This window comes from Dubosiella newyorkensis, assembly GCF_001945605.1.
Taxonomy (GTDB): domain Bacteria; phylum Bacillota_I; class Bacilli_A; order Erysipelotrichales; family Erysipelotrichaceae; genus Dubosiella; species Dubosiella newyorkensis.
Genome location: NZ_MPKA01000082.1, coordinates 1 through 26,383 on the forward strand (window position 1 = coordinate 1; position 26,383 = coordinate 26,383).

At 40.9% G+C, this 26,383-nt stretch carries 26 protein-coding genes, 1 rRNA gene and 1 other annotated feature; of the genes, 23 read left to right on the forward strand and 4 right to left on the reverse strand.

Translation table 11 applies throughout. The features are described 5' to 3' along the window. From BO225_RS07970 to BO225_RS08000, 7 genes are all read left to right on the forward strand, one after another. Positions 1-86: ribosomal RNA gene (locus BO225_RS07970) — 23S ribosomal RNA — on the forward strand; the annotation flags it as partial. Between the two features lie 138 nt (positions 87-224). Continuing rightward, entirely contained in the window at positions 225-3,281 is a 3,057-nt protein-coding gene (locus BO225_RS07975) for a DNA polymerase III subunit alpha (protein ID WP_083632156.1), read from the forward strand. 48 nt (positions 3,282-3,329) lie between these two features. After that, positions 3,330-3,400: a sequence feature (ribosomal protein L21 leader region), on the forward strand. Positions 3,401-3,413: 13 nt separating this feature from the next. Next, positions 3,414-3,716 (forward strand): 50S ribosomal protein L21, encoded by a 303-nt coding sequence (rplU, locus tag BO225_RS07980; RefSeq protein ID WP_076341717.1) that lies wholly within the window; start codon positions 3,414-3,416, stop codon positions 3,714-3,716. Between the two features lie 2 nt (positions 3,717-3,718). Then, positions 3,719-4,033: a ribosomal-processing cysteine protease Prp gene (locus BO225_RS07985; RefSeq protein WP_076341718.1), complete on the forward strand. Its 315-nt coding sequence runs from the start codon at positions 3,719-3,721 to the stop codon at positions 4,031-4,033. A 2-nt stretch (positions 4,034-4,035) separates the two neighbouring features. After that, a complete protein-coding gene (gene rpmA / locus BO225_RS07990) occupies positions 4,036-4,317 on the forward strand; it encodes a 50S ribosomal protein L27 (RefSeq protein WP_076341719.1) in 282 nt (93 codons plus the stop codon). Between the two features lie 109 nt (positions 4,318-4,426). Then, positions 4,427-5,710 carry a GTPase ObgE gene (gene obgE, locus BO225_RS07995; protein WP_076341720.1) on the forward strand — a complete coding sequence of 428 codons (1,284 nt, stop codon included), beginning with the start codon at positions 4,427-4,429 and terminating at the stop codon, positions 5,708-5,710. A 20-nt stretch (positions 5,711-5,730) separates the two neighbouring features. Next, complete coding sequence (locus BO225_RS08000) at positions 5,731-6,525, forward strand: DUF3658 domain-containing protein (RefSeq protein WP_076341721.1); 795 nt, start codon at positions 5,731-5,733, stop codon at positions 6,523-6,525. A 7-nt stretch (positions 6,526-6,532) separates the two neighbouring features. On the opposite strand, the gene BO225_RS08005 is transcribed toward BO225_RS08000, so the two are convergent. Next, positions 6,533-7,189: a Crp/Fnr family transcriptional regulator gene (locus BO225_RS08005; protein WP_076341722.1), complete on the reverse strand. Its 657-nt coding sequence runs from the start codon at positions 7,187-7,189 to the stop codon at positions 6,533-6,535. Positions 7,190-7,264: 75 nt separating this feature from the next. Between BO225_RS08005 and BO225_RS08010 the strand changes: the two genes are divergently transcribed. From BO225_RS08010 to BO225_RS08040, 7 genes are all read left to right on the forward strand, one after another. After that, a complete protein-coding gene (locus BO225_RS08010; protein ID WP_076341723.1) occupies positions 7,265-8,113 on the forward strand; it encodes a YitT family protein in 849 nt (282 codons plus the stop codon). Positions 8,114-8,342: 229 nt separating this feature from the next. Beyond that, a complete protein-coding gene (locus BO225_RS08015; protein WP_076341724.1) occupies positions 8,343-9,089 on the forward strand; it encodes an exodeoxyribonuclease III in 747 nt (248 codons plus the stop codon). Between the two features lie 120 nt (positions 9,090-9,209). Continuing rightward, complete coding sequence (gene ruvA, locus BO225_RS08020) at positions 9,210-9,791, forward strand: Holliday junction branch migration protein RuvA (protein ID WP_076341725.1); 582 nt, start codon at positions 9,210-9,212, stop codon at positions 9,789-9,791. A gap of 3 nt (positions 9,792-9,794) precedes the next feature. Further along, positions 9,795-10,796: a Holliday junction branch migration DNA helicase RuvB gene (ruvB, locus tag BO225_RS08025; protein ID WP_076341726.1), complete on the forward strand. Its 1,002-nt coding sequence runs from the start codon at positions 9,795-9,797 to the stop codon at positions 10,794-10,796. A 15-nt stretch (positions 10,797-10,811) separates the two neighbouring features. Next, a complete protein-coding gene (locus BO225_RS08030; protein ID WP_158023817.1) occupies positions 10,812-12,365 on the forward strand; it encodes a single-stranded-DNA-specific exonuclease RecJ in 1,554 nt (517 codons plus the stop codon). A gap of 40 nt (positions 12,366-12,405) precedes the next feature. Further along, positions 12,406-12,927, forward strand: a complete 522-nt coding sequence (locus tag BO225_RS08035; protein WP_076341728.1) for an adenine phosphoribosyltransferase — start codon at positions 12,406-12,408, stop codon at positions 12,925-12,927. A gap of 20 nt (positions 12,928-12,947) precedes the next feature. Further along, a complete protein-coding gene (locus tag BO225_RS08040; protein WP_076341729.1) occupies positions 12,948-15,152 on the forward strand; it encodes a RelA/SpoT family protein in 2,205 nt (734 codons plus the stop codon). Between the two features lie 15 nt (positions 15,153-15,167). On the opposite strand, the gene BO225_RS08045 is transcribed toward BO225_RS08040, so the two are convergent. Continuing rightward, the gene (locus tag BO225_RS08045; RefSeq protein ID WP_076341730.1) at positions 15,168-15,731 is read right to left on the reverse strand and encodes a YdcF family protein; all 564 of its coding nucleotides are present in this window, start codon (positions 15,729-15,731) and stop codon (positions 15,168-15,170) included. Further along, complete coding sequence (locus BO225_RS08050) at positions 15,721-16,737, reverse strand: nucleotidyltransferase family protein (protein WP_076341731.1); 1,017 nt, start codon at positions 16,735-16,737, stop codon at positions 15,721-15,723. The genes BO225_RS08045 and BO225_RS08050 overlap by 11 nt, the downstream gene beginning before the upstream one ends. Before the next feature lie 151 nt (positions 16,738-16,888). Between BO225_RS08050 and BO225_RS08055 the strand changes: the two genes are divergently transcribed. From BO225_RS08055 to BO225_RS08090, 8 genes are all read left to right on the forward strand, one after another. Continuing rightward, the gene (locus tag BO225_RS08055; protein WP_076341732.1) at positions 16,889-17,407 is read left to right on the forward strand and encodes a YceD family protein; all 519 of its coding nucleotides are present in this window, start codon (positions 16,889-16,891) and stop codon (positions 17,405-17,407) included. Positions 17,408-17,418: 11 nt separating this feature from the next. Next, the gene (gene rpmF, locus BO225_RS08060) at positions 17,419-17,589 is read left to right on the forward strand and encodes a 50S ribosomal protein L32 (RefSeq protein ID WP_076341733.1); all 171 of its coding nucleotides are present in this window, start codon (positions 17,419-17,421) and stop codon (positions 17,587-17,589) included. A gap of 118 nt (positions 17,590-17,707) precedes the next feature. Beyond that, a complete protein-coding gene (rny, locus tag BO225_RS08065) occupies positions 17,708-19,267 on the forward strand; it encodes a ribonuclease Y (protein WP_076341734.1) in 1,560 nt (519 codons plus the stop codon). A gap of 124 nt (positions 19,268-19,391) precedes the next feature. Next, complete coding sequence (locus BO225_RS08070) at positions 19,392-19,568, forward strand: 4Fe-4S binding protein (RefSeq protein WP_076341735.1); 177 nt, start codon at positions 19,392-19,394, stop codon at positions 19,566-19,568. A gap of 74 nt (positions 19,569-19,642) precedes the next feature. Beyond that, positions 19,643-21,076 carry a tRNA (N6-isopentenyl adenosine(37)-C2)-methylthiotransferase MiaB gene (gene miaB, locus BO225_RS08075; protein ID WP_076341736.1) on the forward strand — a complete coding sequence of 478 codons (1,434 nt, stop codon included), beginning with the start codon at positions 19,643-19,645 and terminating at the stop codon, positions 21,074-21,076. 48 nt (positions 21,077-21,124) lie between these two features. After that, positions 21,125-22,807 carry a ribonuclease J gene (locus BO225_RS08080; RefSeq protein WP_076341737.1) on the forward strand — a complete coding sequence of 561 codons (1,683 nt, stop codon included), beginning with the start codon at positions 21,125-21,127 and terminating at the stop codon, positions 22,805-22,807. 19 nt (positions 22,808-22,826) lie between these two features. Continuing rightward, entirely contained in the window at positions 22,827-25,160 is a 2,334-nt protein-coding gene (locus BO225_RS08085) for a DNA translocase FtsK (protein ID WP_076341738.1), read from the forward strand. Positions 25,161-25,189: 29 nt separating this feature from the next. Continuing rightward, entirely contained in the window at positions 25,190-25,609 is a 420-nt protein-coding gene (locus tag BO225_RS08090) for a RidA family protein (protein WP_076341739.1), read from the forward strand. On the opposite strand, the gene BO225_RS08095 is transcribed toward BO225_RS08090, so the two are convergent. Beyond that, positions 25,536-26,000, reverse strand: coding sequence for a competence protein ComK (locus BO225_RS08095; protein ID WP_076341740.1), 465 nt, complete (start codon positions 25,998-26,000; stop codon positions 25,536-25,538). The two genes, BO225_RS08090 and BO225_RS08095, sit on opposite strands and share 74 nt — an antisense overlap. A gap of 132 nt (positions 26,001-26,132) precedes the next feature. Between BO225_RS08095 and BO225_RS08100 the strand changes: the two genes are divergently transcribed. Continuing rightward, positions 26,133-26,383, forward strand: a 251-nt coding sequence (locus BO225_RS08100) for a transposase (RefSeq protein ID WP_143356797.1), incomplete at its 3' end; no start/stop codon positions are given.

Genomic DNA, 26,383 nt, shown 5'->3' on the forward strand with positions numbered 1-26,383 from the left:
TGAAGACGACAAGGTGGATAGGCCGGGAATGGAAGGGCAGCGATGTCCGGAGTGGACCGGTACTAATAGGCCGAGGACTTGATCAGAAAAGAGAAGAGAGGACGCCATGACTTGAAACAGACGAAAGAGTTGTGTCTGAAAGATTTTTCCGGTTTTGAGGGATCGATCGAGAAGAAGATCACCAAGAGGTGATCTTTTTTTTTGTTCTATGATAAAATACAATTATGATCCATCTACACACTCGAAGCTCTTACAGTTTATTGCATTCGCCAATACGCTTAGAAGAACTCATTCAAAAAGCAAATCAAGAAAATAAAAAAGCGATCGCATTGACTGATCTTTCCGTGATGTTCGGAACTATGGAGTGGATCAAGCGATGCAAAGAATCTAATATAAAACCGATCATAGGTCTGGAAATTACACTTAAAGAGCCAGAGTTCATGAATTTTGTGTTGTTAGCGAAAAACAATAGGGGACTTAAAAACCTTTTTAAAATTTCTAGCGAAGCATCTAAACAAACCTTGACCCTAGCTCAAATCAAACCGTATTTTGAGGATCTTTTTATACTCTATGGACATGAGGACGGGATTCTTTATCAAAATTATCAAGAAAGCAAAGAGGAATTTATCGCAGATCATCTTTTAGCGCTAAAAAAAGAGATTCCTGATCTCTATCTTTCACTTGTATGCAACGATTCAAAATATCATAAAAGATTAAACGAAATTTTTAAGAAAACCGCTCAGCAACTCAATATCCCTACTGTCGCTTGCAGCCGGATTTATTATCTAAAACAAGAAGATGTAGAAGATTTAAAAGTTTTGCGGGCAATTGAAAAACAAACTACATTGAATAATGGGACTCTCAACGTCTCTTATGGGCGTTATTGGAGAACGGACCAAGAAATGGAACAGTTATATGATCAAGATGATCTAGATCAAAGCGACTGGATCGCATCCCAATGCAATGTAGATTTTGAACATTTGGAAAAAAGCGATCTTCCAATTTATAAAAATAAGTTAGGTATCGATTCTCGATCTTATTTGATCAAGTTATGCAAAGCTGGATTGAAGAAGCGAATGAATGATCATATTCCTAAAATTTATATCGATCGTTTAGAATACGAATTATCGGTTATCACCAAAATGGGATTTACAAATTACTTTCTCATTGTTTATGATATGATTCGATATGCAAAAACTCAAAATATCTTAGTCGGACCAGGAAGAGGATCAGCCGCTGGTTCCCTCGTTGCTTATTGCCTTGGGATCACCCATATCGATCCGATCAAAAATCAGCTTTTATTCGAACGTTTTTTAAATCCTGAGCGGATCTCGATGCCAGATATCGATACTGACTTTCCAGATACTAGCCGTCATAAAATCATTGAATATTTGCAAGCTCAATATGGAGCCGATCATGTTGCGTTGATCGTGACTTTTTCCGCTTTGAAAGCGAAACAAGCATTAAGAGATGTTGCTCGAGTTAAAAATATCCCTAACCTAGAAATCGATTCGATCGTACGGTTGATTCCAAATGTTCCAAATATGAACTTGAATAAAGCTTGGAATGAAATTTCTGCCTTCCGCTCTAAGATCCAATCGAAAGCGAGTTATTTAGACTTATTTCATACTGCTCTTAAAATTGAAAATCTACCTCGGCATACTTCTCAGCATGCTGCAGGCGTTGTACTTAGTCAAAAAGAAATCGTCGAAGTCTGTCCGATCTATGCAGGAGATGGAACGATTCAATCGACCCAATTTACGATGGATTATTTAGAATCCTTAGGGCTGATCAAAATGGATGTTCTTGCTCTAAAGAATTTGACGACTGTCGAGAACATTTTATCGGACCTAAAAAAAACCTATGGACTTGAATTGGATATATATAAACTCAATCAAAATGACAAGAAAACATATGCATTATTATCCAGTGGAGATACGATCGGTGTTTTTCAATTCGAAAGCGATGGAATCCGAAGCCTTTTAAGAGATATTCGTCCACAAACCTTTTCGGATATTGCGATCGCTTTATCATTATATCGTCCAGGACCAATGGAAAACAAAAATGTGTATTTGGCAAATCGAAACCACCCAGAAACGATCCACTATCTGCATCCATTATTAGAACCAATCTTGAAGGAAACGTGTGGGATCATGATCTATCAAGAGCAGATTATGCAAATTGCGCAAACGATCGGAAATATGACATTAGCGCAAGCCGATTCATTGCGCAAAGCGATGAGCAAAAAGAATAAAGCACTTATGGATTCTTATGAAGAGATTTTTATTCAAGGTGCGACCGCTCAAAACATCAAGAAAGAAATAGCTACTAAGATTTTTAAAACAATGGAGCACTTTGCGGATTATGGCTTTAATAAATCCCATTCCTATGCATATGCTTCTCTTGCATATGCGATGGCTTATTTAAAAGCGAACTATCCTCTGTTTTTTTATCGAAGTTTATTGGACAGCGTGACGGGAAATAAAGAAAAAAGCGCAGATTATATTTTTGAGTGCTCCAAGAGGAATGTTCCGGTCCTTCCTTGCTCGATCGTTTCTTCAACCGATCGGTATTGCATAGAAAACAACGGGATCCGAATGCCGTTTCAAGTATTGAAAGGAATTGGAAAAACGGTTTATGATAAGATCATTCAAGAACGAAAGAAAAAGCCTTTCCAAGATCTTTATGAATGCATGGCGCGCTTGATCGCGTGTGGGATTAAAGAAAATGCATTGATTACTTTGATCAATGCAGGCGCCTTTGATCCTTTGTATCCTTCTAGGAAAACACTCGCTGAAAATTTAGATCAAATCATCAGCTATGCCAATTTAGTCAAGGTGGAGGATGAAACGCTTCATTTTGATTTTAGTGTCGCTTCTCCTCCAAATTTGATTCGACTAGAAGAGCAAGTGCTAGAGCGGGCCCAAAAAGAAAAGGAAGTCTATGGTTTTTATTTAAGCGAACATCCGATCTCGTCTTTAAGAAAAAAAAGATTTCAAAATTTAAGAACGTTGCGGGAAATCAGTGAACAGCTCGGTTTCGTCTCTGTATTAGGACGCGTGAGCCGCATCAAGCCCTACAGAACAAAAAAAGGAGATCTGATGGCTTTCTTGACATTAGAAGATGAAACACAAATGATCGACGTGGCGATCATGCCTCGTCTATATGGTCAAATTAAAGGATCGTTGCAGGAAAATCAAATCATTCTTCTCAATGGAAAAAAAGATCGAAAGGATTCGATTTTGGCTCAGAAGATCCAAATTCTTTCTTTCGATTTATAGTTGAATTGTAGATTCGTTTTTAGTATAATTCTTTCGTTGCAGACTGTTTAAGTATTGCAACCGCGCAGGAAAGGTATAAGTCGAGAGATCGCACCTTGATGGCGAGTCTCAGATTGACAGGAGGTGCAAAAAATGTACGCAATTATTGAAACAGGTGGAAAGCAGATCAAAGTTGAAGAAGGATCTGTGATTTTCGTAGAAAAGTTGGATGCTGCTGAAGGTTCAACTGTTGAATTTGACAAAGTGCTATTTGCCGATGGTAAAATTGGTCATCCTTTTTTAGAAGGAGCAAAAGTAACTGGTGTCGTTGAAAAACAAGGAAAAGGAAGAAAGATCACGATCGTTAAATACAAAGCGAAGAAATCTTCTACACGCCGCAAACAAGGACATCGTCAACCGTACACTCGAATCAAAATCGAATCGATCGAGGCGTAATCATGATTAAAGTCCGTATATCATGCACAGGAGACGATATACGAAGTATAGATGTGAGCGGTCATGCACTCTTTGATCAATATGGAAAAGATGTTGTATGCGCCGGGGTCTCGTCCGTAGTGATTGGCGCGCTCAATGCGCTCGATATATTATATCCAAGCGCATGCGATCTAGACATAAGCGGTAATCAGATCCACATCCATGTCTTAAAAAATAGCGATTCTATCCAAACGATGCTTTCAATGATGTTCTATCAATTGAAAACATTGGAAGAATCGTATCCTGAAAACATTCAAATTAAAAGGAAAGAGGTGTGATCATGCGTTTTACATTAGATATTCAGTTTTTTGCTTCTAAAAAAGGTGTAGGTTCGACGAAGAACGGTCGTGACTCTCATTCAAAACGGTTAGGAGCTAAATTAGCCGATGGCCAAAAATGCCATGCAGGAAGCATTATCTATCGTCAACGTGGAACTAAAATCCATCCAGGAACTAATGTTGGTCGTGGTGGTGACGATACATTATTTGCGACAGTGGACGGAATCGTAAAATACGAACGTCTCGGTAAAAAGAAAAAGAAAGTTTCGGTTTATCCAGCCTAACTTCGAGGTCTACTATAGACCTCTTTTTTCTTTGACCAATTGTCTAGATTCATATGTATTATCATTCTCCTATAGAATCGTTATAATAAAGTGGAATGGAGGAATCCGAATGTTTGTAGATCAAGTCAAAGTATTTATAAAAGCGGGAAATGGCGGAGATGGAATCGTAAGCTTTCGCCATGAAAAATATGTAGCCTATGGAGGACCATTTGGCGGAGACGGAGGAAAAGGGGGCGACGTGATTTTTGAAGCAGATCCTGGAATGACAACGCTGCTCGATTTACGCTATCATCGAAAAATTATAGCTCAAAACGGAGAAAAAGGAAAAAATAAACGAATGCATGGCGCCAATGGCGAAAATAAGATCGTGAAAGTTCCCCTTGGAACATTGGTAAAAAGAGAAGATACAGGAGAGATCGTTGCAGATTTAACAGAACCCTATCAACAACAAATCGTAGCTGAAGGCGGCAGAGGCGGAAGAGGAAACTGTCATTTTAAATCTGCCCGTAATACTGCCCCGAAATATGCGGAAGATGGGAAAAGCGGTCAAGAATTCACAGCCATCGTAGAACTTCGCGTCTTAGCGGATGTTGGATTGGTTGGATTTCCAAGCGTTGGGAAATCAACTTTCTTAGAAGCTGTTACTCGAGCAAAGCCAGAAATCGGCGATTATCCATTTACGACGATTACTCCAAATGTGGGCGTCGTTCAAACAAAAGATGGACGTAGTTTTGTTTTGGCAGATTTGCCAGGATTGATCGAAGGCGCCAGTCAAGGAAAAGGATTGGGCCACCAATTTTTGAAGCACATTGAACGCTGCCGCGTCATTATTCATGTGATCGATATGGGCGGTGAAGATGGAAGAGATCCAGTAGAAGATTATAAAGTGATCAATGACGAATTAGGTTCTTATCATTTACGTCTTCTTGAACGTCCGCAAATCGTGGTTGCCAATAAAATGGATCTCGAAAATTCTGAAGAAAACTTGAAGCGATTTAAAGAAGCATATCCGACAGTTCCAGTTTATGAAGCGACTACGATCATTCATGAAGGCTTGGATCCGATCTTGAGAAAAGCTGCGGATCTTCTGCAGACGACTCCGGCCTTCCCGATCGAAAATGAAGAAAATAAGAATACTGGAGTCGTTTATAAATTTGAAGAGCGGAAGAAAGATGTGGAAATCAAAAATATCGCCCCACATGTTTGGGAAGTATCGGGACCAAAAATCGACAAGTCGTTCGATATCAAAAAACTGAATACCGAAGAAGATTATTATTTGTTTGCCAATCGAATGCGCTATATGGGAATCGATCGAATGCTGCGGGAAGCTGGCGTTGAAGATGGAGATACTGTTCAGTTGAATGGATTCGAATTCGAGTTCGTAGAAAACTAATAAAAAGAAAGGGATAGATTATGGTACATGTTTTTTTCTCAGAAGGAGCTGCTGGATTAATGAAACTTCATCAAAAAGCGGGTCGGATTCCCTCTGAGGACACGATTTTAGTTTTAGCATTCATGCTTGATCAAGGAGACCTGCAAGAAGCGTATGATTCTCCATATAGACTCGATTTGATCTATAGACTGTATACACAAAATGGAGAGATCCAAGATACCGAAGCTTTGAAAGCCTCGATTCAACAATATGTAGAGAACGTGGATATCCTGCTCAAGAAAGCAGCGAAAAACGAGCCGATCCGGATTTACATGGAGACTTCTCCAGCCGATGTATCTGGATATATATTTGTATGTCATCTTTTAGATCCATATGATATTGGACTGCATTTGATCGAAGTTCCTCAAGTGTTGCACAATCCAAATTACACGACATTTTTTCCTTCCTTGGAAAACATTCTCTATCAGCACGTAGATTATTTGCTTTCCTTGGATAAAGAAGTTCCTTATTATGATGTCAATTATTATTCAATGATCTGGGAATCGATTCGAAATGAAAACAGCGCCTTAAGAGCGATCGTGAATGGGCAAATCATGTCTGTGAGCGATGATATCTATGATGTGATGATCTTAAATCGCTTTGAAAAAAGCAAGTTGGAAGTGCAGGCGATTGGCGAGATCATCGGAATCTACCAACAGAAGCTCAATGATTATTTTTTAGCCGATCGGATCCAAAAACTCATTGAAAAAGACCAGCTGACTGTATTGGAAGATCATGAACATCCATACAATCGTTTGCTGATCCGGACAAATTGATAGAATATCACAAATGAGACCGAACGTACTTTTCAAGCGCTTTTCGGTCTTTTATTTTTATGCTTCTATAACCAAGCTCGATCCATCCGAACCGTTCCATTTCTTTGAGCTTTTTAGAAACTGTGACTCGCTGCAAAGAACAAGATTGGGCAATATCTTCATGCGAGTATGGGATCTGAGAATTGGTGATATCTAAAGAAGGATGTGGAGATGCGGTTTTTTCCAATAAAAAATCTACGATCTTAGCTTGCGCATCCAACAAAGATAAACGACGGATCTGGTTGGAAAGCGCCTTTAAGCTTTCCGATAAAAAAGCAATGATTTGAAGATACGATTGGGGCGATTTGGATAAATAAGGGAGCAGTTGCTCCAAGTCGAATTCTAAGATCTTCACATCATTGACTGCTTCTATGTTGCTCGTATGAAGTCCTCCTAAAAATAAATCGGAAGCGCCAAAGATCTTGTCTTCACCAATCACATCGAGAGTCACGACTTTACCATTCTGGTTGAGAATGTAAGCTCGTACCCTACCTTTGATTATATAGTAGAAGGTGTTTCCATAATCTTGTTGATAATAGATCGTTTGACCGGGATCGAAACACCGAAGTTTCCCGACCTTATAAAACGCTTCCAAAAGATCTTGGCTGATTTTTTCCGATTTCATGCTCTAATTGTAGCATAGAAGACATTTTAAATCGGATGAATTCCTATAATAAAAGTGTCTAGAGGAGGGAGCGTTATGAAATCTTATCAAATCTTGCTTCGAATCGTTTTAGGGAATCTGATCATGGCTGTCGCAGTCAATATGTTGATCGTGCCATCTCATTTTATTTCTGGAGGATCGACCGGTGTCGCTTTGATCATCCAACACTTCACAAGCCTTCCGTTTTCTTGGATCGTGAGCGCGATCAATGGAATCATGTTTTGTGTCGGGTTCTTGTTTTTGGGGAAAAAATTCGCGGCCACAACTTTATTATCAACGATCATATATCCATTCTTTATCGATATCACCGCGTTTCTTAGTTCTGTTGAACTTGTCAGAGATCCTTTGATCGCCTCGATCATGGCAAGCGTCATGATGGGTGCAGGACTTGGAATGGTGATCGAATCGGGAGCGAGTACTGGAGGCATGGATATTCCGCCTATCATTTTAGAAAGAAAACTTGGATGGAATGTCGCTCTGCTCATGAATATTCAAGATCTTTTGATCTTATCCTATCAGCTTACATATTCTTCTTTAGAACAAATCATTTGCGGGATCACATTTGTATTCATCACCTCCTTGTCGATGAATCAAGTGCTGACACTAGGGAAATCAAGCCTGCAGCTCATGATCATGAGTAACCGTTCTCAAGAAATCCGCGATCTTTTCATTCATACATTAGATAAAGGGCTAACATTGTTTGAAATCGAGGGCGGCTATTCGCAAAAAGAAAACCTAGCCGTATGTGCCTTGGTAGAAAGAAAAGAACTTTATCTTGTTCAAAAAGAAATCAGCGCGATCGATCCAAAAGCGTTTATAATCGTTTCAAAAGTACAGGAAGTCAGAGGACAAGGATTTAAACCTTTAAAAAACAATCGATTTTGAAAGGAAAGAATGATATCGTTAGTTGAAACCAATATAAGCTCTCTCTATCCAAGTTCGATGATTTTGGATGGAGAATACGCTGAAGTAGAAAAACGAAGCTTCTGCTATAATGAGGAAGTCAGCTCTTCAATGAAAAGCTGGTGGATACAAAACAGAAAAGGAGGTGCGGCAATTCCTCTATGCCACATCCATATCATGGTACTGGTTGAGGTATCCTTGCCTGATTTTGATGAAATTTTTAACTTGGAATGTGAATGGGATCCGCGCCATCCAAAAAAAAGGATTCGAGGAAATCATTTCAATTTTGGATCCAGATTTCGTATGTCTTCAAGAAACAAAAGCGCAGCCTGAACAGATCGATCTTGAGGATTTTTATCCTTACGAATATATCAATAGTGCTAAGAAAAAAGGGTACAGCGGTACGATGATCATGAGTTATGACGAGCCACTGAATGTTTTTTATGGAATCGGACAAGAGGAACACGATCAAGAAGGCCGCGTGATCACGCTCGAATACGAGAACTATTATTTGATCAATGTTTATATCCCAAATGCAGGCGAGAACCTAAAACGTCTTGAATATCGAAAAGAGTGGGATATAGCGTTTGGAAAGTATATTAAAAGTTTGGACAAGCCAATCTTATTGTGCGGTGATTTTAACGTTGCGATCCACGAAATCGATGTCTATGATCCAAACGCCGCGCAAGGACATGGCGGATATACCGATGAAGAAAGACAAGGATTTCAAAAAAACTTGCTTTCGGATCTTGTTGATATTTATCGACTCAAACATCCTGAAGAAAGGAAATATACATGGTGGTCGTATTATGAAAGAGGTCGCGAGCGCGGAGAGGGATGGAGGATCGATTATTGGCTCATCTCTCCTTCTTTAGTGGATAAGGTTCGTTCCGTTATGATCCTTGACGATATTTATGGGAGCGATCATTGCCCAGTATTATTGGATATTGACTTATAAGATCCTTGAATGGATCTTTTTTGATGGATATAAAACAGAATTTCTGAATTAGCGAAAGAATGATGTTGTATTCAAACCAAGGATTATGTATGATGAGAACATATTTTATGAGGAGAGACTATGATTGCTTTTTTAGATGGAATCGTAAAATTGATAAGAAAAAATTCAATCGTGTTGGATGTGCATGGCGTAGGCTATGAAGTATATGTCGCCACTCCACATACGTTTGTCAAAGATGATGCTATCTTTTTATATACTTATCATCAAATTCGTGAAGAGTCTCAGCTCCTTTTTGGCTTCAAAAATGAATTGGATCTGCAGATCTTTGAACGTCTCTTGAACGTTAAAGGGATCGGTCCAAAGACGATCATGAATATGATGAGTAAAAAAACAGGAGATGAGATCGTACAAGCGATCGAAACCCAGGATGTGAAATTGTTAAAATCGCTTCCAGGAATTGGGCCTAAAAGCGCAAGTCAGATCGTTCTCGATCTAAAAGGTCAATTGGTCGCCTATCGAACGCAAGTTCAAGAAGATAAGCATCCGATCTGGCAACAGACAGAAGAAGCGCTTATCGCACTCGGTTATAAAAGCGCACAGCTTTCGTCGATCAAACGTGAAATGATCAAACACAATGATTGGTCGGTCGATGAAATGCTTAGACGATCACTCATGATGATCGCACAAGAAAAGGGGATATAAACGATGAACGATCGAATCATGGATGCCCATGAACAGGCACAAGACAATATAGAAGCGTCTTTACGTCCTCTTTCGCTGGACGAATATATAGGACAGCAAGGACTCAAAGAGAATTTACGTGTTTTTATCCATGCTGCTAAATCAAGAAACGAAGCATTGGATCACGTGTTGTTTTATGGTCCGCCAGGACTCGGAAAAACGACACTTGCGAATATTTTAGCCAATGAAATGGGAGGGCACTTAAGAACAGCTAGCGGCCCCTCGATCGAAAAGACAGGCGATCTAGCCGCAATATTGAGCACTTTAGAAGCAGGAGATGTCTTGTTTATTGACGAGATCCACCGCCTTTCTAAACAAGTCGAAGAAGTGCTATACCCAGCTATGGAAGATTATTGCCTCGATATCATCGTGGGAAAAGATACGGGATCGGTTCATAGTATCCGTCTAGCGCTTCCTCCTTTTACATTGGTAGGCGCAACCACTCGAGCCGGCTCCTTGAGCGCCCCTCTTCGTGATCGGTTTGGGATCATTTCACAGCTTGAGTATTATAACTTGTCGGATCTAAAGAAAATCGTATCGAGAACAGCCCGTGTCATGAACACGGAGTGCGAGCCAGAAGCGATCGAAGAGATCGCTCTTCGTTCAAGAGGAACGCCTCGAATCGCGAATCGCGTCTTTCGAAGAGTTCGCGATTTTGCTCAAGTCTACAATGAAGGCGTGATTTCTTTGGAAGTAGCAAAAGACGCATTGGATAAACTGCAATTCGATTCGCTTGGACTCGACGCGGTCGATCACAAATATTTAAGAGGGATCATTGAACGCTTTCATGGTGGCCCGGTGGGTCTTGAAGCGCTCGCCAACAGCATAGGGGAAGAAGCGATGACGATCGAAGATGTATACGAACCATATTTGCTGCAGATCGGATTCATCAATCGAACGAGCCGCGGACGTATTGCTACCGAAAAGGCCTATCGACATTTAAAGATCGACTATCCGAAAGAATAAGGTATAATGGGCTTTATGACAAAATTATCGAATCTAGCACAGCAAGTGTTGAATACTTTAGAGCCTGATCTTGAAAAACAAGAAAAGTGGCTCGAGCATAATGAACTTTATTCATGTTCCGAAAGCGCAGAAATGCTTTCTTTTCGAGAAGTGATCGAACAAGCGAAAGAAGAAGGGCAAAAGATCTTTGTGGCAGGGGATTATGATTGTGATGGCATCATGGCCACTACGATCATGGTCGATGGACTCCGTAAATTTGGGTGCACAGTCGGTTTTTATATTCCAGATCGGATCAAAGAAGGTTATGGTTTGAATACCGCGACCATCGAGCAAGCCTATCAAAAAGGCTATACTATTTTGGTTACTGTCGACAATGGGGTAAAAGCGCAGGACGCTCTTGACCTAGCTGCATCCTATGGGATGACGACGATCGTTACCGACCATCATACGATCGAGCATGAGATCGATTGCGATATCTTGATCCATCCAAATTATTTGGAAGAGCAATTTTCAACGCTTTGCGGGGCAGGGATCGCTTTTGAGTGTGTCCGATCATTAGGCACAGATAATTCATATCATCTTTTGTTGGCGGCCATTGCCAGTGTGGGAGATGTGATGCCTGTGATCAAGCAAACTAGAAGGATCATTCAGCAAGGGATCCAATTGCTCAACGAGAAAAGAGAAATGCATATTAGTCCTTTTATCAAAGACTCCAAGGTCAATGAAGTCACTCTTTCTTTTCAAGTGGTTCCTAAGATCAATGCGGTAGGCCGGCTTTGCAATATGGCGAATGTGAATAATGTCGTTCGCTATCTTCTCTCAGAAGACCCTGTGGAGGTCAGCAAGCTTCATAAGCAGATCGAGGAAATCAACGATCGAAGAAAGAAGATCTCTGATCAAATGTGTAATTATGCGATGAATATGGTTCATCCTGAAGATAAAGTGATCTTGATCCAAAGCCCAGGTTTTCATGAAGGAATCATTGGACTTGTCGCAGGCAAGATCTGTGCAACGTACGATAAACCGGTGATCGTAGGGGCCCAAAATGTCGATGGCTACAAATTGAGCATGCGCTCTCCTAAAGGATTCCATTGTATGGATTTTTTGGGGGATTTCGAAGAGTTTAGTGCGATCGGTGGACATGAACAGGCAGCAGGCTTTTCGATCGATCTAGAGGCGTTTGGTCGGTTCGTGCAATATGTAAAGACGAAAAGCGCGAATTATTCTTGGAAAAAACAAGAAGAAAGCTCGATCTTGATCGATCCTTCTATGATCTGTATCGAAGACATTGAAAGCTTAGACGCTCTTCGGCCTTTTGGCCCCGCTTTCAAGCTTCCTATGTTTAAAATGGAGCATCCAAAAATCAAAACGTACTACGACTTTCAAAACCATAAACATCGGCGCTATACGCTGGATTCAGGCTTGACTTGTATGTACTTTAATCAGCCGCTTTTAAATGTAAAATTGAGCGTCAATAAGATCCAAGCCTTTGAAGGACAAGTGCAGATCAGCGAGTATCAAGGACGCAGACAGCCTAATTTTATGATTGAAAAAATAAACTATGAATAGGTATAATAAATTGTAATCCAATAGAAAGAGGACGTATTGAATGAATTTAAAAGACAAGATCGCAAGCATTCCTGATTTTCCAAAAAAAGGGATCATGTTTCGAGATATAACACCGATCTTAGCGGATCCACAAGCGATGAACTACACGACAGAGCAAATTGCCGATTTTGCCAAAAAGGTAAATGCGGATCTGATCGTTGCTCCAGAAGCAAGAGGCTTTTTCTTCGGGACACCAGCGGCTATGGAAGCCAATATTGGTTTTGCTCCCGTACGAAAGCCTGGAAAGCTTCCAAGGGAAACGATATCAGCGACATACGAGCTAGAATATGGAAGCGATGAGCTGCAGATGCATGCGGACGCGATCCATAAAGGACAAAGAGTGTTAATCGTGGATGATCTTCTTGCGACAGGCGGAACGGTCGAAGCGATCCAAAAACTCGTTGAACAACAAGGAGCAAAAGTTGTCGGCTTCGCGTTCGTGATCGAGCTCGATGACTTGAAAGGAAGAGATCGATTCAAAGACATTCCTGTCTTTTCTCTCACGCATTACAAAGGCGAATAAGCAAATAGAAAGGGGCGTTTATGAGTGTAAAAGGTGAAGTCACATTTGAAGAGTGCAAAGAAAACATCAAAACCTATATAAAGCGCCCAGAAAATCTAGATTTGATCCAAAGGGCTTACGAGTTTGCTCATGAACATCATAAAGGACAGTTTCGAAAAAGCGGTGCACCTTATGAAGTTCATGTGATCCAAGTTGCGAACACCCTTGCGACACTTCGGTGTGGACCTAAAACGATCGCAGCAGGCTTGCTGCATGATACTGTGGAAGATTGTGAAGGCGTGGACCATGATGTGATTGCAGCGAATTTTGGAGAAGAGATCGCCGTCATCGTAGATGCGGTCACAAAGATCAGAGCGATCAAATTCAAAGATGAAAAAGAATATCTGGCTAGCAATCATAGAAAACTCTTTATTGCTCTTGCCAAAGATATCCGCGTTATCCTTGTTAAACTCGCGGATCGTCTGCATAACATGCGGACATTAGAATTCATGCCTGAAGCGAAACAGAAAAAGATCGCATCCGAGACACTTCAAGTGTATGCGCCGATCGCGCACCGTCTTGGTATTTCGCAAGTGAAAAACGAGCTCGAAGATCTTTCTTTCAAATATTTATATCCTGAAAAATACGAGCAGATCAAAAGACTTGTCCGGCAAAGAGAGAGCGATCGAAACGAACAAGTGCAGGAAATGATCGCGGATATTGAAAAGATCTTAAAAATGTATTCGATCCCTTATCGTATTTTTGGCCGTTCGAAGCATTTTTACAGTATCTATAAAAAGATGAAGACAAAAAACAAGCGCTTTGAAGAGATCCTTGATTTGCAGGCCATCCGTATCGTCACGGATTCTGAAGTCCATTGCTATGAGATCCTTGGGTATATCCATGCGAAATATCGGCCGATCCCTGGTCGCTTTAAAGATTATATCGCTATGCCAAAAGCCAATATGTATCAATCGCTGCATACGACAATCGTTGATCCAGATACAGGACATATCTTTGAGATCCAGATCCGCACAGAACAAATGGATGCGGTAGCCGAGCAAGGTGTCGCTGCGCATTGGAAATATAAAGAGCGCCCTGGCGTAAATACTGAAATCGAGCAAAAAGAAATCGAAGACAAGCTTTCTTGGTTCCGTGATTTTTCGATGATGACGGACGAGGAAAGCGAAGACCCTTTGGAATATATGAATGTGCTTCAAAAAGATATTTTTGAAGCCAATGTCTACTGCATGTCTCCTCGCGGAAAGATCATCGCTTTGCCACCAGGTTCAACGCCGATCGATTTTGCGTATCGGATCCATACAGAAGTTGGGCATAAAACAGTCGGGGCTACAGTCAATGGAGCGATCGTTCCGCTCAATACCCAATTGAAAACGGGAGATGTCGTGGATATATTGACAAGCAATCATTCGAATGGGCCAAGCAAAGACTGGATCAAAATTGTCAAATCAGGCCATGCGCGAAATAAGATCCGCGCGTTCTTGCAGAAACAGGAACACCAAAACCGCAAAGAGCTTATCAAAAAAGGCGAGGCGGATCTTGCTGAAGAATTCAAGCGCTTAAAGATCGATGACTCGAAACGATCGGTGAAAAGATTAGAGTCGATCTTGCAGACACTTTCTTTTAAAACGGTCGATGATCTATATATTGGGATCGCGAATCGCAGAGTATCGCTGCAATCAGTCGTAGATCGTCTTGTAAAAAGAAATGGCAATGTGAGCGATGATGAAATCGTCAAGATCTTCAATAAAAACAACGAGAAGAGTGCCAAGACGAATAGCTGTGGCGTAATTGTCCCGGGAATTGAGACGATCGCTGTTTCTTTGGCGAATTGCTGTTCACCGATACCACAGGATACGATCGTGGGCTATATTTCCAAAGGACAAGGCGTTAAAGTCCACCGATCAGATTGCCCGAATATCGCTCATGAAACGAAGCGATTGATTCCGGTACAATGGGTCGAAGATCAAGACGATACAAAGGTCTACGAAGTCAAGCTTGTTGTCTTTTCGGATGATCGAAATTATTTGCTGAGCGATATCGTCACGATTTTACAACAGTCCAAAGCTTATTTAAAACATGTCGATTCTGCTGTCGACGATAATCTTTTGACCGCGACTACCAAACTGACGATCGGAGTTCATAATGCCGATCATTTGCAGACGGTCATTTCAAATTTAAAAAAAGTTCGTTCTGTCAACGAAGTACAGCGTACGATTCAATAAAGGACACGTATAGAGTCAAACTATACGTGTCCATTTCTTTTTGATCTCGAATTGAATATACACGAGTCGAGAAAGGAACTCGCGCCATTTATGTTTCCAAGATCGGTCTTTATACGTCCATAAAACAGGGTGCTTGAAAAATTGCCGAGCGAGCGCATTGGCTCGTGAAGCGTGAACAGAGGAAGTAAGGATTAAAATCGAATTTGTATCTATGAGTTCTTTGGTGAATTTCATATTTTCATATGTGTTCTTCGCATGAGGTTCTAGAATCATAGGAATATCGCAGCGAGCCTGAATATATTTCTTCATTTGCTCCGCCTCTATCCATTTATTTTTGACAGCTCCTCCACTAATAATTAATACTTGGTATTTGTTTTGCCGATAGGCTTCAATCGCCAATTCGCAGCGGTTTTTTTGCGAAGTTGAATAGGAGCCATCGTCTTTGCTTGGGCATCCAAGCAATAAAGCATATTGAAGAGGCTTCGCTGGCTTTTTAGGGATCCTAAAAAAATAGAAATAGGTTAAGAGGCAAGCCAAGCTGCTGAAGATCAGTAATTTTGAGGTGAATTTAGAGAACATAGATCGTATCCTTTATATTTTGTTCCATAATGCTTTCGTACAAAAATTTACTTTTGAGATGGACGCGTTTTAAAAATGGCGGCAGAGCCCGAAATCGGGTATATACTCTCGATCGATCGATTTCTTTCAAATATTGTCGGCCGTGCCCATTGAATCCTAAAACGATCGCGCAAGAAAAGTGATCATGATTCTTCATCTCTTGTTTTTCGATCTGAAGCATAATGAAGAGACAAACGCGTTGGATCCTTGCTCGCGTATAGGTTTTAGAGATCGTTCGAGATAAAAAACCTTCCCAAGTTCTTTCTTTTTTTGCGGCTTCGACCAACCGATACTCGATTCCTTCGCTTACTAGAAAATATTGCTCGATCTTGCTTGGATCGCTCATTAAAAGAAAAAGGCGAAGGTAAGGATAATACGAAGACCATTGCTGATTTAGGATAAAATACTCAGAAAGAAACTCGTTCGTTCGCTTTTCGAAATAATCTTTACGGGTTTGCGTAGCGCTTTTAAACTGGGCGGATCGTTTGATGCTAAGAGGAATGATCCCGTATTTTTGACAATATTTGATATACTGGATTCCTAAAATATCGTTAGGCTGAAGCGCATAGGCTGAATTTTGGGCCCAGCTTTTGGAAGGGTCTTTTTCTTGCGATTCTACCTCATGCAATATATTCGTCAAAGTTTCGATCTTATTGGTTTCTGAGCCAAAAACGATCCACTTCACGCCAATACTGGCCAGCGATTCGATCGCGTATTTCGCAAATTGATCCGCGCTTTGGGCCGCATACACAGCAGGGAGTTCGATCACGAGATCGGCCCCATATTGAATCGCTAATTGACTTTTATGATAGGGATCGATCAAAGAAGGAAGGGCGCGCTGAGAAAAGTAAGAAGAAAGGATCACAACAAGCACATCGCATCCTGTAATTCGTTTCGCTTCTTGCAGATGGTGGATATGGCCTTGATGCATTGGGTTATATTCGACTATGATTCCACAAGCTTTCATGCATCTATCGTAACAGATTCTTTTGGTTTTTAAAATGGAAAAGACGTGCTATGATGGATAGAAGAAGTGAAAGCGCATCGAATCATAAAGAACAAGTTGACTTTCCTAACTCGTTTCCTTATAATATCAGATGCGACATGAGGTGAAAATCGTGAAATTTACGAAAAAAGACTTCTTGAATGCCCATCTAGGAAAGATCCAGATCGATGAGTGGATCGGCATTGAAGAAAACGATTTACTTCATCATACGCAAGTCAAGTCCATTCCAAAGGTACATGTTACTGGAGATCTTCAATATGACGGATCCACTCTGGTCTATTCAAACTTGGAATTGGAAGGTGTGATGATCGTTCCGGATTCCATAACTTTGGAGGATCTGGAAGTGGAATTTGACACTGAGTCGCATGAGATCTATTCGTTTTCTCCAATCAAGGAGGAAGAAAACGAAGAGGATATCATCGTGGTGAAAAAGGATACGATCGATATCAATCCGGAAGTCTTCCAAGCTGTGATCTATGAAGCCCCAATGTCGATCACTCGACTCCCAAGGGAACAGTACCCGAAAGGAAATGGTTGGCAAGTGATCTCGGACCAGGACAAAGTGGAAAAGGAAGACAAGATCGATCCACGATGGGAAAAGCTGAGTGAATTCAAATTGGATGATGACTAGGAGGTGCAGACATGGCTGTTCAACAAAGAAGAAATTCAAAAACAAGAAAAGCAAAGCGTAGAACTCACTACAAATTGGAGAAACCAACATTGACGAAATGCCCAAGCTGTGGTGAATATAAATTAGCGCACAAAATGTGTGAATGCGGAGAATACAACGGCAGACAAGTCGTTGAGAAGTAGAATGTATTTTGATACATTCTTTTTTTTGTGCATAAGTGCAAATTTTAGAGATATAGACAAGATAGAATTACGGGAGTATAATGAATATGCTTTACGGAATCGAAAGACAAGGAGGGAAATGATGAATCCAATTTTTATCATTTCTTTGTCTGGGATCGCAGGGATTGCTGTGGGAGTACTCGTTATGATGGGGATCTCTCGTGCAGGTTTAAACAAAAATGAGCAAAAAGCGGAACAATTGTTGAAAGAAGCGCAGATCGAAGCGGATGCGAAGATCAAACAAGCTGTGTTGGAAGGAAAGACACAAGCCCATGATCTAAGGATCGAAGCCGAAAAGGAGATCAAGGAACGAAAACAAGAAACGATGCAGTTTGAAAATAAATTGCTTCGCCGAGAAGACAACTTGAATTTCCGTGATGAAGCGCTGACTCAAAAAGAAAAACAAATATCCGATAAGCTGCAGAAAGCGAATGACAAGCTCGCATCTCTTGATGCAAAAGAGAAAAAATTACAAGAGCAGATCGATAAACAAATCTTAGTGCTTGAAGGTGTGGCAAAAATGTCGAGCCAAGATGCGCAAAAAGAATTATTTGCTGTTGTTGAAAAGAAAATGGAGCATGAAACAGTCGCTTATATCAAAGACAAAGAAGAAGAAGCCAAAGCAACAGCAACCGAAAAAGCACAGAATATCATCGCCTTAGCCATTGAGAGAATGGCTCAACAAGAAACCCAGGAACGAACGGTATCCGTCGTCGCTATTCCTGGCGAAGAAATGAAAGGACGGATCATCGGTCGCGAGGGTCGAAACATTCGCTGCTTTGAACAAGCAACGGGCGTTGAGCTCAATATCGATGATACGCCGGATTTGATCACGATCACGTGCTTCAATCCGATTCGAAGGGAAGTGGCCCGTTTGGCTTTAGAACATTTGATCAAAGACGGGCGGATCCAACCAGGTCGGATCGAGGAAGTTGTACGCAAATACCAAAACGAGATCGATCAAGAAATCATGAAGGCCGGAGAGGAAGCCGTATTCAAGCTAGGGATCGGGCGGATCGACCGAGAGATCGTTCGTTTGATCGGAACGTTGAAATACCGCTATTCGTATGGCCAAAATGCATTGCAGCATAGTATGGAAGTCGCCTATTTGGCAGGCTGTATGGCTGTTGAACTCGGTTTGAATCAACAGTTAGCCAAACGTGCTGGTTTATTGCACGATATTGGTAAAGCCTTGAATATTGAACAACAAGAAGGATCGCACGTAGAACTTGGATATAAGTTCTGCAAAAAACATGGCGAAAAAGACATTGTTTTGAACGCGATTCAATCGCATCATTACGATGTGGAACCTAAATATTTGACAAGTCATATCGTCATTGCGGCAGATACGATCTCTGCGGCAAGACCTGGCGCTCGAAAAGAAAGCGCTCAGGCTTATATCAATCGTCTAGAAAACCTCGAAAAAATCGCTGGTGGTTTCGAAGGGGTTCAGCAAGCATATGCGATCCAGGCGGGTCGTGAAATCCGGATCTTGGTCAATCCGGACCGAGTCGATGATGTTACATGTGTTAAACTCGCACGCAATATCCGAGAAAAAATTGAAAATGAGTTGACGTATCCAGGTCAAATCAAGGTCAATGTGATTCGCGAAGTGCGAGCACAGGAAGTTGCTAAATAAGGTGAAGTACTGAACTTCACCTTTTCTTTTGAGTTTGTTAACCCTTACTAAATCGCCTTGATTCAATATTTCTAGAGTGTATAATTAAATGTGTAAATAAGAAATCAGTAGGAGGATTAATAAAATGGCAGCAGTAGTTAACCAAGATATTTGCATCGGATGTGGAGCATGTGTAGGTGTTTGCCCAGTGGGAGCAATCGCGTTGAACGATGAAGGCAAAGCCGCTGTAGATCCAGATGTATGCATCTCTTGTGGAGCATGCGTAGGTGTTTGCCCAGTTGGTGCGATCACTTTAGAGTAATTCGCTCTAGAACCGAAAAAATGATATAATGAAATCAAGCAAGCAATGCTTGATTTTTTTTTGGAGGCATATTTATGAAAATAAAAGAAAACTGGTCTTTGCCTGACCTCAAGGAAGCAGGACGCCGTACAAGAAGCGCGATCGAAAGAGTAGATCAATACTTGATTCCTGCCCATGCGATGCACCTTGGAGAAGGAAAGACGTATCATATTTCCACCTATGGCTGTCAAGCCAATGAGCGCGATTCCGAAACGATGGCCGGGATCCTAGAAACGATTGGATTCAAACCAAGCGAAGATCTCGAACATGTCGATGTGATCTTGATCAACACTTGTGCGATCCGCCAAAACGCAGAAGAAAAAGTGCTCGGAGAAATTGGCAATTTTAAAAGATTATACAAGGAAAATAAAGATCTCATTATTGGAGTTTGCGGATGCATGGCTCAAGAAAATTCATTTGTCAAATTGTTGTTGGAAAAATACCCTCAAGTACGGCTGCTTTTTGGAACCCATAATATTCAAGATCTGCCACAGCTTCTTTATGAAGCGATGAATGAGCATACAAAAGTCGTCAAGATCTATTCTAAAGAAGGTGAGGTCTATGAAAACCTACCAGTAAAACGGTTTGGTCAGCATAAAGCTTGGGTCAATATCATGTATGGCTGCGATAAATTCTGCACATATTGTATCGTTCCATATACACGAGGAAAACAAAGATCAAGAACGATGGAACAGATCCTAAAAGAAGTGCAGGAACTAAAAAATGAAGGATATAAAGAAATCACTTTATTAGGTCAAAATGTAAACGCGTATGGAAAAGATATGGAAAATGGAGTTGATTTCGCAAACCTTCTTGAAGAGGTCGCAAAAATCGGGATTCCGCGGATCCGCTTCATGACTTCGCATCCTTGGGATTTTACGGATCAAATGATCGATGTGATCGCTCAATACGAGAATATTATGCCATTCATTCATCTTCCGATGCAATCAGGCGACGACGAGATCTTAAAGAGAATGGGACGAAGATATACGAGCGAATCGTATTATGAATTGTATCAAAAACTAAAAGCCAAAGTGCCCAACGCAGCCATTTCGACAGACATTATTGTCGGCTTTCCGAATGAATCCGATGAAGCTTTTCAGAATACTTTAGATCTAGTAGAAAAATGTAAGTTTGATAATGCTTTTACATTTGTTTATTCTCCAAGACCTGGAACGCCCGCGGCTAAAATGGAAGATACGATCGATGCAGAAACAAAAAAACAGCGCTTGTATACACTCAATGAAAAGTGGGGCCAATACGCGCGACAAATCAATACATCATACGAAGGCAAAGTTGTTCGAGTGCTCGTGGATGGAATGAGCAAACGCAATGAAAATGTATATTCTGGATATTCCGAAACAAATAAACTCGTCAACTTCACAGGTGAGAATATTCATCCTGGTGATTTTGTGGACGTATTGATCGAAGAGGCAAAAACTTTCTCGCTCGACGGTAAAGCCATTTAGTGTGATATAATACAAATATTACGAACGAAACAGAAACGAGGAGGATTTATGGCGAAAACGAATACGCCGTCCACAAATGAAAAAGTCAAAGTTTTTATGCTTGGTGGCTTGGACGAAGACGGAAAGAATATGATTTGTATTCAAGTTGGCGAAAAGATCTATATCATTGAAGCAGGCTTGAAATTTCCGGAAGCAAAAGAATCATTAGGAATCGAATATATCATTCAAGATTTCTCTTATTTGATTGAACATAAAGATCAGATCGCAGGAATCATCATTACCCATGGACACGATGATGTGATGGGGGCATTACCTCATCTTCTAAAACAAGTAAAGGCGGATGTCTATACTTCACCGCTTGCCGCTAAAGAAATACAAAAGCTCTTGAAAAAAGAAAAGATCACAGGCGTAAAGATCCATTCTATTAAAAGGCACGATAAAAAGACGATCGGAAAACACCGCGTCCTCTTTTTCCCAATCACCCATGCCTATCCAGGTGCATTTGGGGTCGCAATCTCATCAAGTCAAGGCTATATTGTCTATTCTGGAGAATTTATTGAGAACTATGATGATCTATCTGAAAATTATCGTGGAAACATCACGATCGGAGCGGATCTAGGAAAAGAGGGAGTGCTCGTTTTAATGCAAGAGAGTAAAGGGGCAGAACGAAATGGGCACACTGCACCAAACCATCGGATCGATAAAAAGCTCAATAAGCTTCTAGATCTCAACCACGATTCTCGACTCTTTATAAGCTGTTACACGCAATCGGTCTATCGAATCCAAGAAATCATCGACTGTTGTATCAAACAAGAGCGTAAGCTCGTTCTGTACACGAAAGAGCTGCGTTCTTTGATCGATGGACTTGCCTATATTGGCTATAAGATCCCGGATGGCGTAGTCGTGGATGCTTCCAAGATCGATGAATACACCAATGTCGTCGTATTGATCAGCGGACAAGGAAAGCCGCTCTTCACCTTGATGTCCAATATCGCCAATGATGAAGTAAATGATATCACGATCAAGCCAGACGATCTGTTCGTGATCGCTTCGCCAGTCGTTCCAGGTGTAGAAAAAGTGTTCCGCAATATGGAAAACGATATCTACAAACGGGATGGCAAGATCATCAATCTAGATAAAAATGTATTGAGCATGCATCCATCCAAGGAAGATCTCAAAATGATGCTTTTCTTGACCCGCCCAAAATACTATATTCCAGTCAAAGGGGAATATAGAATGTTGTGCGCGAACGCGATGATAGCAGAGGAGATGGGAATCCCACCTGAAAATATCTTGATCCTGGACAATGGGCAAGTGGCTGAATTCGAAGAAGGAAATCTCGTATCGTATGAAGTGAAAATGAATCTGCACGAGACGATGATCGATGGCAAGGAAAACTGGGATATGGCTGGTGTCGTATTAAAAGACCGCGAAATCTTATCGACCGATGGGGTCATGATCCTGGCGATCGGTTTGGATGCCAAAACGAAAAAGATCATCAATGGACCAGATATTCAGACACGCGGCTTGATCTATTTAAAAGATGCTGAATACATCACAAAAGATGTCGCGAAAATCATGGAAGATACGATCGAGGAAGCGGTAAAGAATAAAACATACGAAAATTTACAAGTTCGTTCGGACATTCGTGATAAAGTATCGAAATATTTATTCAAACAGACCGCAAAACGGCCAATGGTCCTTCCTGTGATCTTAGAGATCAATAAATAGAATTAGAAAGTTGGTAAGAATGGCAGCAAAGAAAAGAAAGCCACAAAAAAAAGCAAACACTGCCAGATCAAAATCAAGCCAAACGTCAAAAAAAGCACAAACGAATTGGAAGACATCCAGATTGTTCCGTTTGTGCTTTCTCATTTGTATCATTTGCGCTTGTTTGCTGGCCTTATTTAAATTTGGAATCGTAGGCTCGTTTTTCTTCAATTTGATTTCATACTTTTTTGGATTTGCGACCTATGTGATTTTGATCTTAGGGATCGTTTATGCGATCTGGACGATCTATCATAACGATAAAAAGAAGATTCCCAAGAGCTATATTGTAGGAATCATTTTCGTGCTTTCGGCGCTTTTGCTCTATCAAGGCTGCCGAGAATTCCAGGCCCATACTCCATGGAGCGGATTCATGCGGATCGTATCCAATACTTGGCCTATTTTGAGCGGAGAAATGAATTATACTTCTGGCCTATATGGGACATTGTTGTCTGGAATATTTGCCAGTATGTTCGATTACAGCGGCGCCTTTTTGATTTCCGCGATCATGGGACTGATCGGTATCATTTTATTGACTTATTATTGGTTCGCCAATCTAGACCGGGATACGATCAAAGAAAAACTCAAAAAACCTAGACCACAAAGAGAAATAAGAAACGAGATCCCGATCTCTTATGAAACAGCCGAAACACGCTTTGAGCCTATTGACCTAGAAGAAACTCCAAGCAAGAAAAAGAAAAAAGCGAAGACAAAGCGACAAAAAGACTTTGGCCTTGTGGCGGATGAGATTCCAAATAAAGATCAACCAAAAGCGCTCGAAAATGTCGTGATCTCGCAATCACAACCGAAAGAAAAACCGTCGAAAAAAAGTGAAGTCGTCAAACGCAATGAAATCTCAAGATATACGGAAGATCTATATCCAGGATATAAATTGCCGCCAACAAAACTGCTCAACGATGTTTCTCGACTATCCCGTTCTTCGATCAATTTACAGCATGCGCGAGTGGATGGACAAAAATTGATCGAAATATTGGATGAATTCAACATCAAGGCTGATTTGAAAGAGATCCATATCGGGCCGACCGTCACAAAATTTGAAATCAAACCTGAATTAGGCGTCCGAGTTTCGAGGATCTCGAATTTGACCGATGATATCAAGATGGCGTTGGCGGCCACAGATATTCGGATCGAGGCTCCGATCCCAGGAAAAAATGCGGTAGGGATCGAAGTGCCAAACTTAGAAAAAACACCTGTGCAAATGAAAGATCTAATGATGCATATTCCAAATTCGAAACAAAAAGAACCACTCTTGTTTTGTTTAGGGAAAGACTTGATGGGTGAATGTGTATATGGACAGCTTGATAAAATGCCTCACCTTTTGATCGCGGGAGCAACGGGTTCGGGTAAATCCGTTTGTGTAAATACGATCATTTGTTCTTTATTGATGCGGAGCCGACCAGATGAAGTCAAACTTATTTTGATCGATCCAAAAAAAGTCGAATTTACACCGTATAACGATGTTCCGCATTTGATCGCTCCTGTCATCACGGATGGAGATCTTGCGAATAAAGCGTTGAAAGTTGTCGTCCAAATGATGGATGAGCGATATAATTTGTTTGGCGATATCGGAGTCAAGAACATCGCTGGCTACAATGAATATGTACGAAATCATCCCGAAGACAATTTGATCTATTTGCCACAAATCGTCGTGATCATTGATGAGCTAGCGGATCTGATGCTTGTTGCCGCCAAAGAAGTCGAGCAGTCGATACAAAGGATCACACAACTTGCCCGGGCAGCAGGAATCGTATTGATCGTTGCTACACAAAGACCAAGTGTGGATGTTATCACAGGGGTGATCAAGTCGAACATTCCTAGTCGGATCGCCTTTGCGGTCGCCAGCGTTGTCGATTCTAGGACAATTCTCGATCAAGCTGGAGCAGAACGGCTATTGGGCTATGGGGATATGTTGTATTTACCCAATGGTGAAAACTCGCCAAAGCGGGTGCAAGGTGTCTTTATCAAAGACGATGAAGTCAGTGCGATCAGCGAATTTGTGAAAAAGCAAGGAAAACCGAAATACGATGATGTTTTCATCACTCTAAAAGACTTACAGAGTCAAGGAGGGAAAGTGGCGCAAGAAAGTGCGGATCCGCTTTATGATGAAGTCAAGCGATTTGTGATCGCTTCGAAAAAAGCGTCGACTTCTTTGATCCAACGTAAGTTTTCGATCGGTTATTCTCGCGCCGCCCGCTTGATCGATGTATTGGAAGAAAATCGGATCATCGGGCCGGCCAACGGCTCAAAACCTAGAGAGGTGCTTGTGCAAAGCGCTGTTGATGTTTCTGAAGATTGACTATAATTGAATGGAGAGGTGGCCTTATCATGAATATTTTCCTAAAGATTGGAGACTCTGTTCCTCGCGATGACTGTATTTCTGAAATCGTACAGCTAGGCGATTTTGTTTATTTATCGGGCCAAACAGGAAGAGGAACGACGTTCCATGAACAATGCGTGACAGCATGTTATCGGGTTATCGATGTATTGAAGGATCTAGACCTTAGAATCGATCATATAGTAAAGTTTACGGTTTATTTGACCGATATTTCTCTTAAGGATCAATTTATTTCAGTTTTTAAAAACTTTGTAGAAGCGCCATATCCGGCAATGACGATCGTTGAAGTAAGCGCATTAGAAAACGATGCGATGATCGAAATCGAAGGGATCGGCGTCAATACGCTCCGTCACGAAAAGAGTATGCAATCTTCGAATTGTTCGGATTGCGATGATCAGCCGACTCATTAAAAAGCATCATTTTGCAGAACCGGTAAATCAGCATGAATCGGTTTAAAATGAAGGAAGAATGATCAAGAAGCAAGGATGATTTATCTTTAAAAAGAAGATAACATCCTTTTTCTTTTGACGAAGTCACTTTTTTGATCGCAAAATAGTTGACCCAAAGATCTGGGATGATCTCAAGTAGGACGAGCGAAGAATTGATATAGATCGGAACGTGCTTGCGAATATTCATATGGTATTGGAAAGAGGCTTTCCTCCCCTCTAAACTCGATCCAAAATACAAACACATTTCATTGATCAATTTCTTGATCGTTTTAAAAGAGTAAAGATGGGTATGGTCATTAAAGTCGGCTTGGACTCTTGATCGTAAATAATCATATTTTAAATAATTTAACATGCCATTATTCTACTTCTTGAATGTGAGAATTAAGTGAGAAAAATAAAAACAAGCCGAAGCTTGTGATAAGCTCCCCTAATAGTAGACACGCCAAACAACTAAATTTGGAGGTCCTATTAGGGGGCTTTTTATATGGGAAGAAAATCAAAATACACTATAGATTTTAAATTATCTGTTGTTGACCGCTATTTAAATAAAGGAGAAGGATCCGTCACGATTGGAAAAGATTTAAATCTTAATCCAAACACTGTAATGAAATGGGTAAAACAATTTCAAAAGTCGGATGCTGAAGTTTTTCTGGAGAAACCAAGAAATCAATCCTATTCAAAAGAATTCAAAATACAAGTGATTGAGGAATATTTGGCAGGAGGATGTTCGTATCC

Bases quoted from the DNA above. Each gene is read 5' to 3' on its own strand.
- BO225_RS08085 (WP_076341738.1), top strand. From the start codon at position 22,827: ATGGCAGCAAAGAAAAGAAAGCCACAAAAAAAAGCAAACACTGCCAGA.
- BO225_RS08080 (WP_076341737.1), top strand. From the start codon at position 21,125: ATGGCGAAAACGAATACGCCGTCCACAAATGAAAAAGTCAAAGTTTTT.
- ruvA (WP_076341725.1), top strand. From the start codon at position 9,210: ATGATTGCTTTTTTAGATGGAATCGTAAAATTGATAAGAAAAAATTCA.
- BO225_RS08045 (WP_076341730.1), bottom strand. From the start codon at position 15,731: ATGTTCTCTAAATTCACCTCAAAATTACTGATCTTCAGCAGCTTGGCT.
- BO225_RS08050 (WP_076341731.1), bottom strand. From the start codon at position 16,737: ATGAAAGCTTGTGGAATCATAGTCGAATATAACCCAATGCATCAAGGC.
- ruvB (WP_076341726.1), top strand. From the start codon at position 9,795: ATGAACGATCGAATCATGGATGCCCATGAACAGGCACAAGACAATATA.
- BO225_RS08095 (WP_076341740.1), bottom strand. From the start codon at position 26,000: ATGTTAAATTATTTAAAATATGATTATTTACGATCAAGAGTCCAAGCC.
- rpmA (WP_076341719.1), top strand. From the start codon at position 4,036: ATGCGTTTTACATTAGATATTCAGTTTTTTGCTTCTAAAAAAGGTGTA.
- BO225_RS07975 (WP_083632156.1), top strand. From the start codon at position 225: ATGATCCATCTACACACTCGAAGCTCTTACAGTTTATTGCATTCGCCA.
- BO225_RS08005 (WP_076341722.1), bottom strand. From the start codon at position 7,189: ATGAAATCGGAAAAAATCAGCCAAGATCTTTTGGAAGCGTTTTATAAG.
- BO225_RS08030 (WP_158023817.1), top strand. From the start codon at position 10,812: ATGACAAAATTATCGAATCTAGCACAGCAAGTGTTGAATACTTTAGAG.
- BO225_RS07985 (WP_076341718.1), top strand. From the start codon at position 3,719: ATGATTAAAGTCCGTATATCATGCACAGGAGACGATATACGAAGTATA.
- BO225_RS08010 (WP_076341723.1), top strand. From the start codon at position 7,265: ATGAAATCTTATCAAATCTTGCTTCGAATCGTTTTAGGGAATCTGATC.
- BO225_RS08035 (WP_076341728.1), top strand. From the start codon at position 12,406: ATGAATTTAAAAGACAAGATCGCAAGCATTCCTGATTTTCCAAAAAAA.
- rny (WP_076341734.1), top strand. From the start codon at position 17,708: ATGATGAATCCAATTTTTATCATTTCTTTGTCTGGGATCGCAGGGATT.
- BO225_RS08000 (WP_076341721.1), top strand. From the start codon at position 5,731: ATGGTACATGTTTTTTTCTCAGAAGGAGCTGCTGGATTAATGAAACTT.
- rplU (WP_076341717.1), top strand. From the start codon at position 3,414: ATGTACGCAATTATTGAAACAGGTGGAAAGCAGATCAAAGTTGAAGAA.
- rpmF (WP_076341733.1), top strand. From the start codon at position 17,419: ATGGCTGTTCAACAAAGAAGAAATTCAAAAACAAGAAAAGCAAAGCGT.
- BO225_RS08040 (WP_076341729.1), top strand. From the start codon at position 12,948: ATGAGTGTAAAAGGTGAAGTCACATTTGAAGAGTGCAAAGAAAACATC.
- BO225_RS08015 (WP_076341724.1), top strand. From the start codon at position 8,343: ATGAAATTTTTAACTTGGAATGTGAATGGGATCCGCGCCATCCAAAAA.
- miaB (WP_076341736.1), top strand. From the start codon at position 19,643: ATGAAAATAAAAGAAAACTGGTCTTTGCCTGACCTCAAGGAAGCAGGA.
- BO225_RS08090 (WP_076341739.1), top strand. From the start codon at position 25,190: ATGAATATTTTCCTAAAGATTGGAGACTCTGTTCCTCGCGATGACTGT.
- BO225_RS08070 (WP_076341735.1), top strand. From the start codon at position 19,392: ATGGCAGCAGTAGTTAACCAAGATATTTGCATCGGATGTGGAGCATGT.
- obgE (WP_076341720.1), top strand. From the start codon at position 4,427: ATGTTTGTAGATCAAGTCAAAGTATTTATAAAAGCGGGAAATGGCGGA.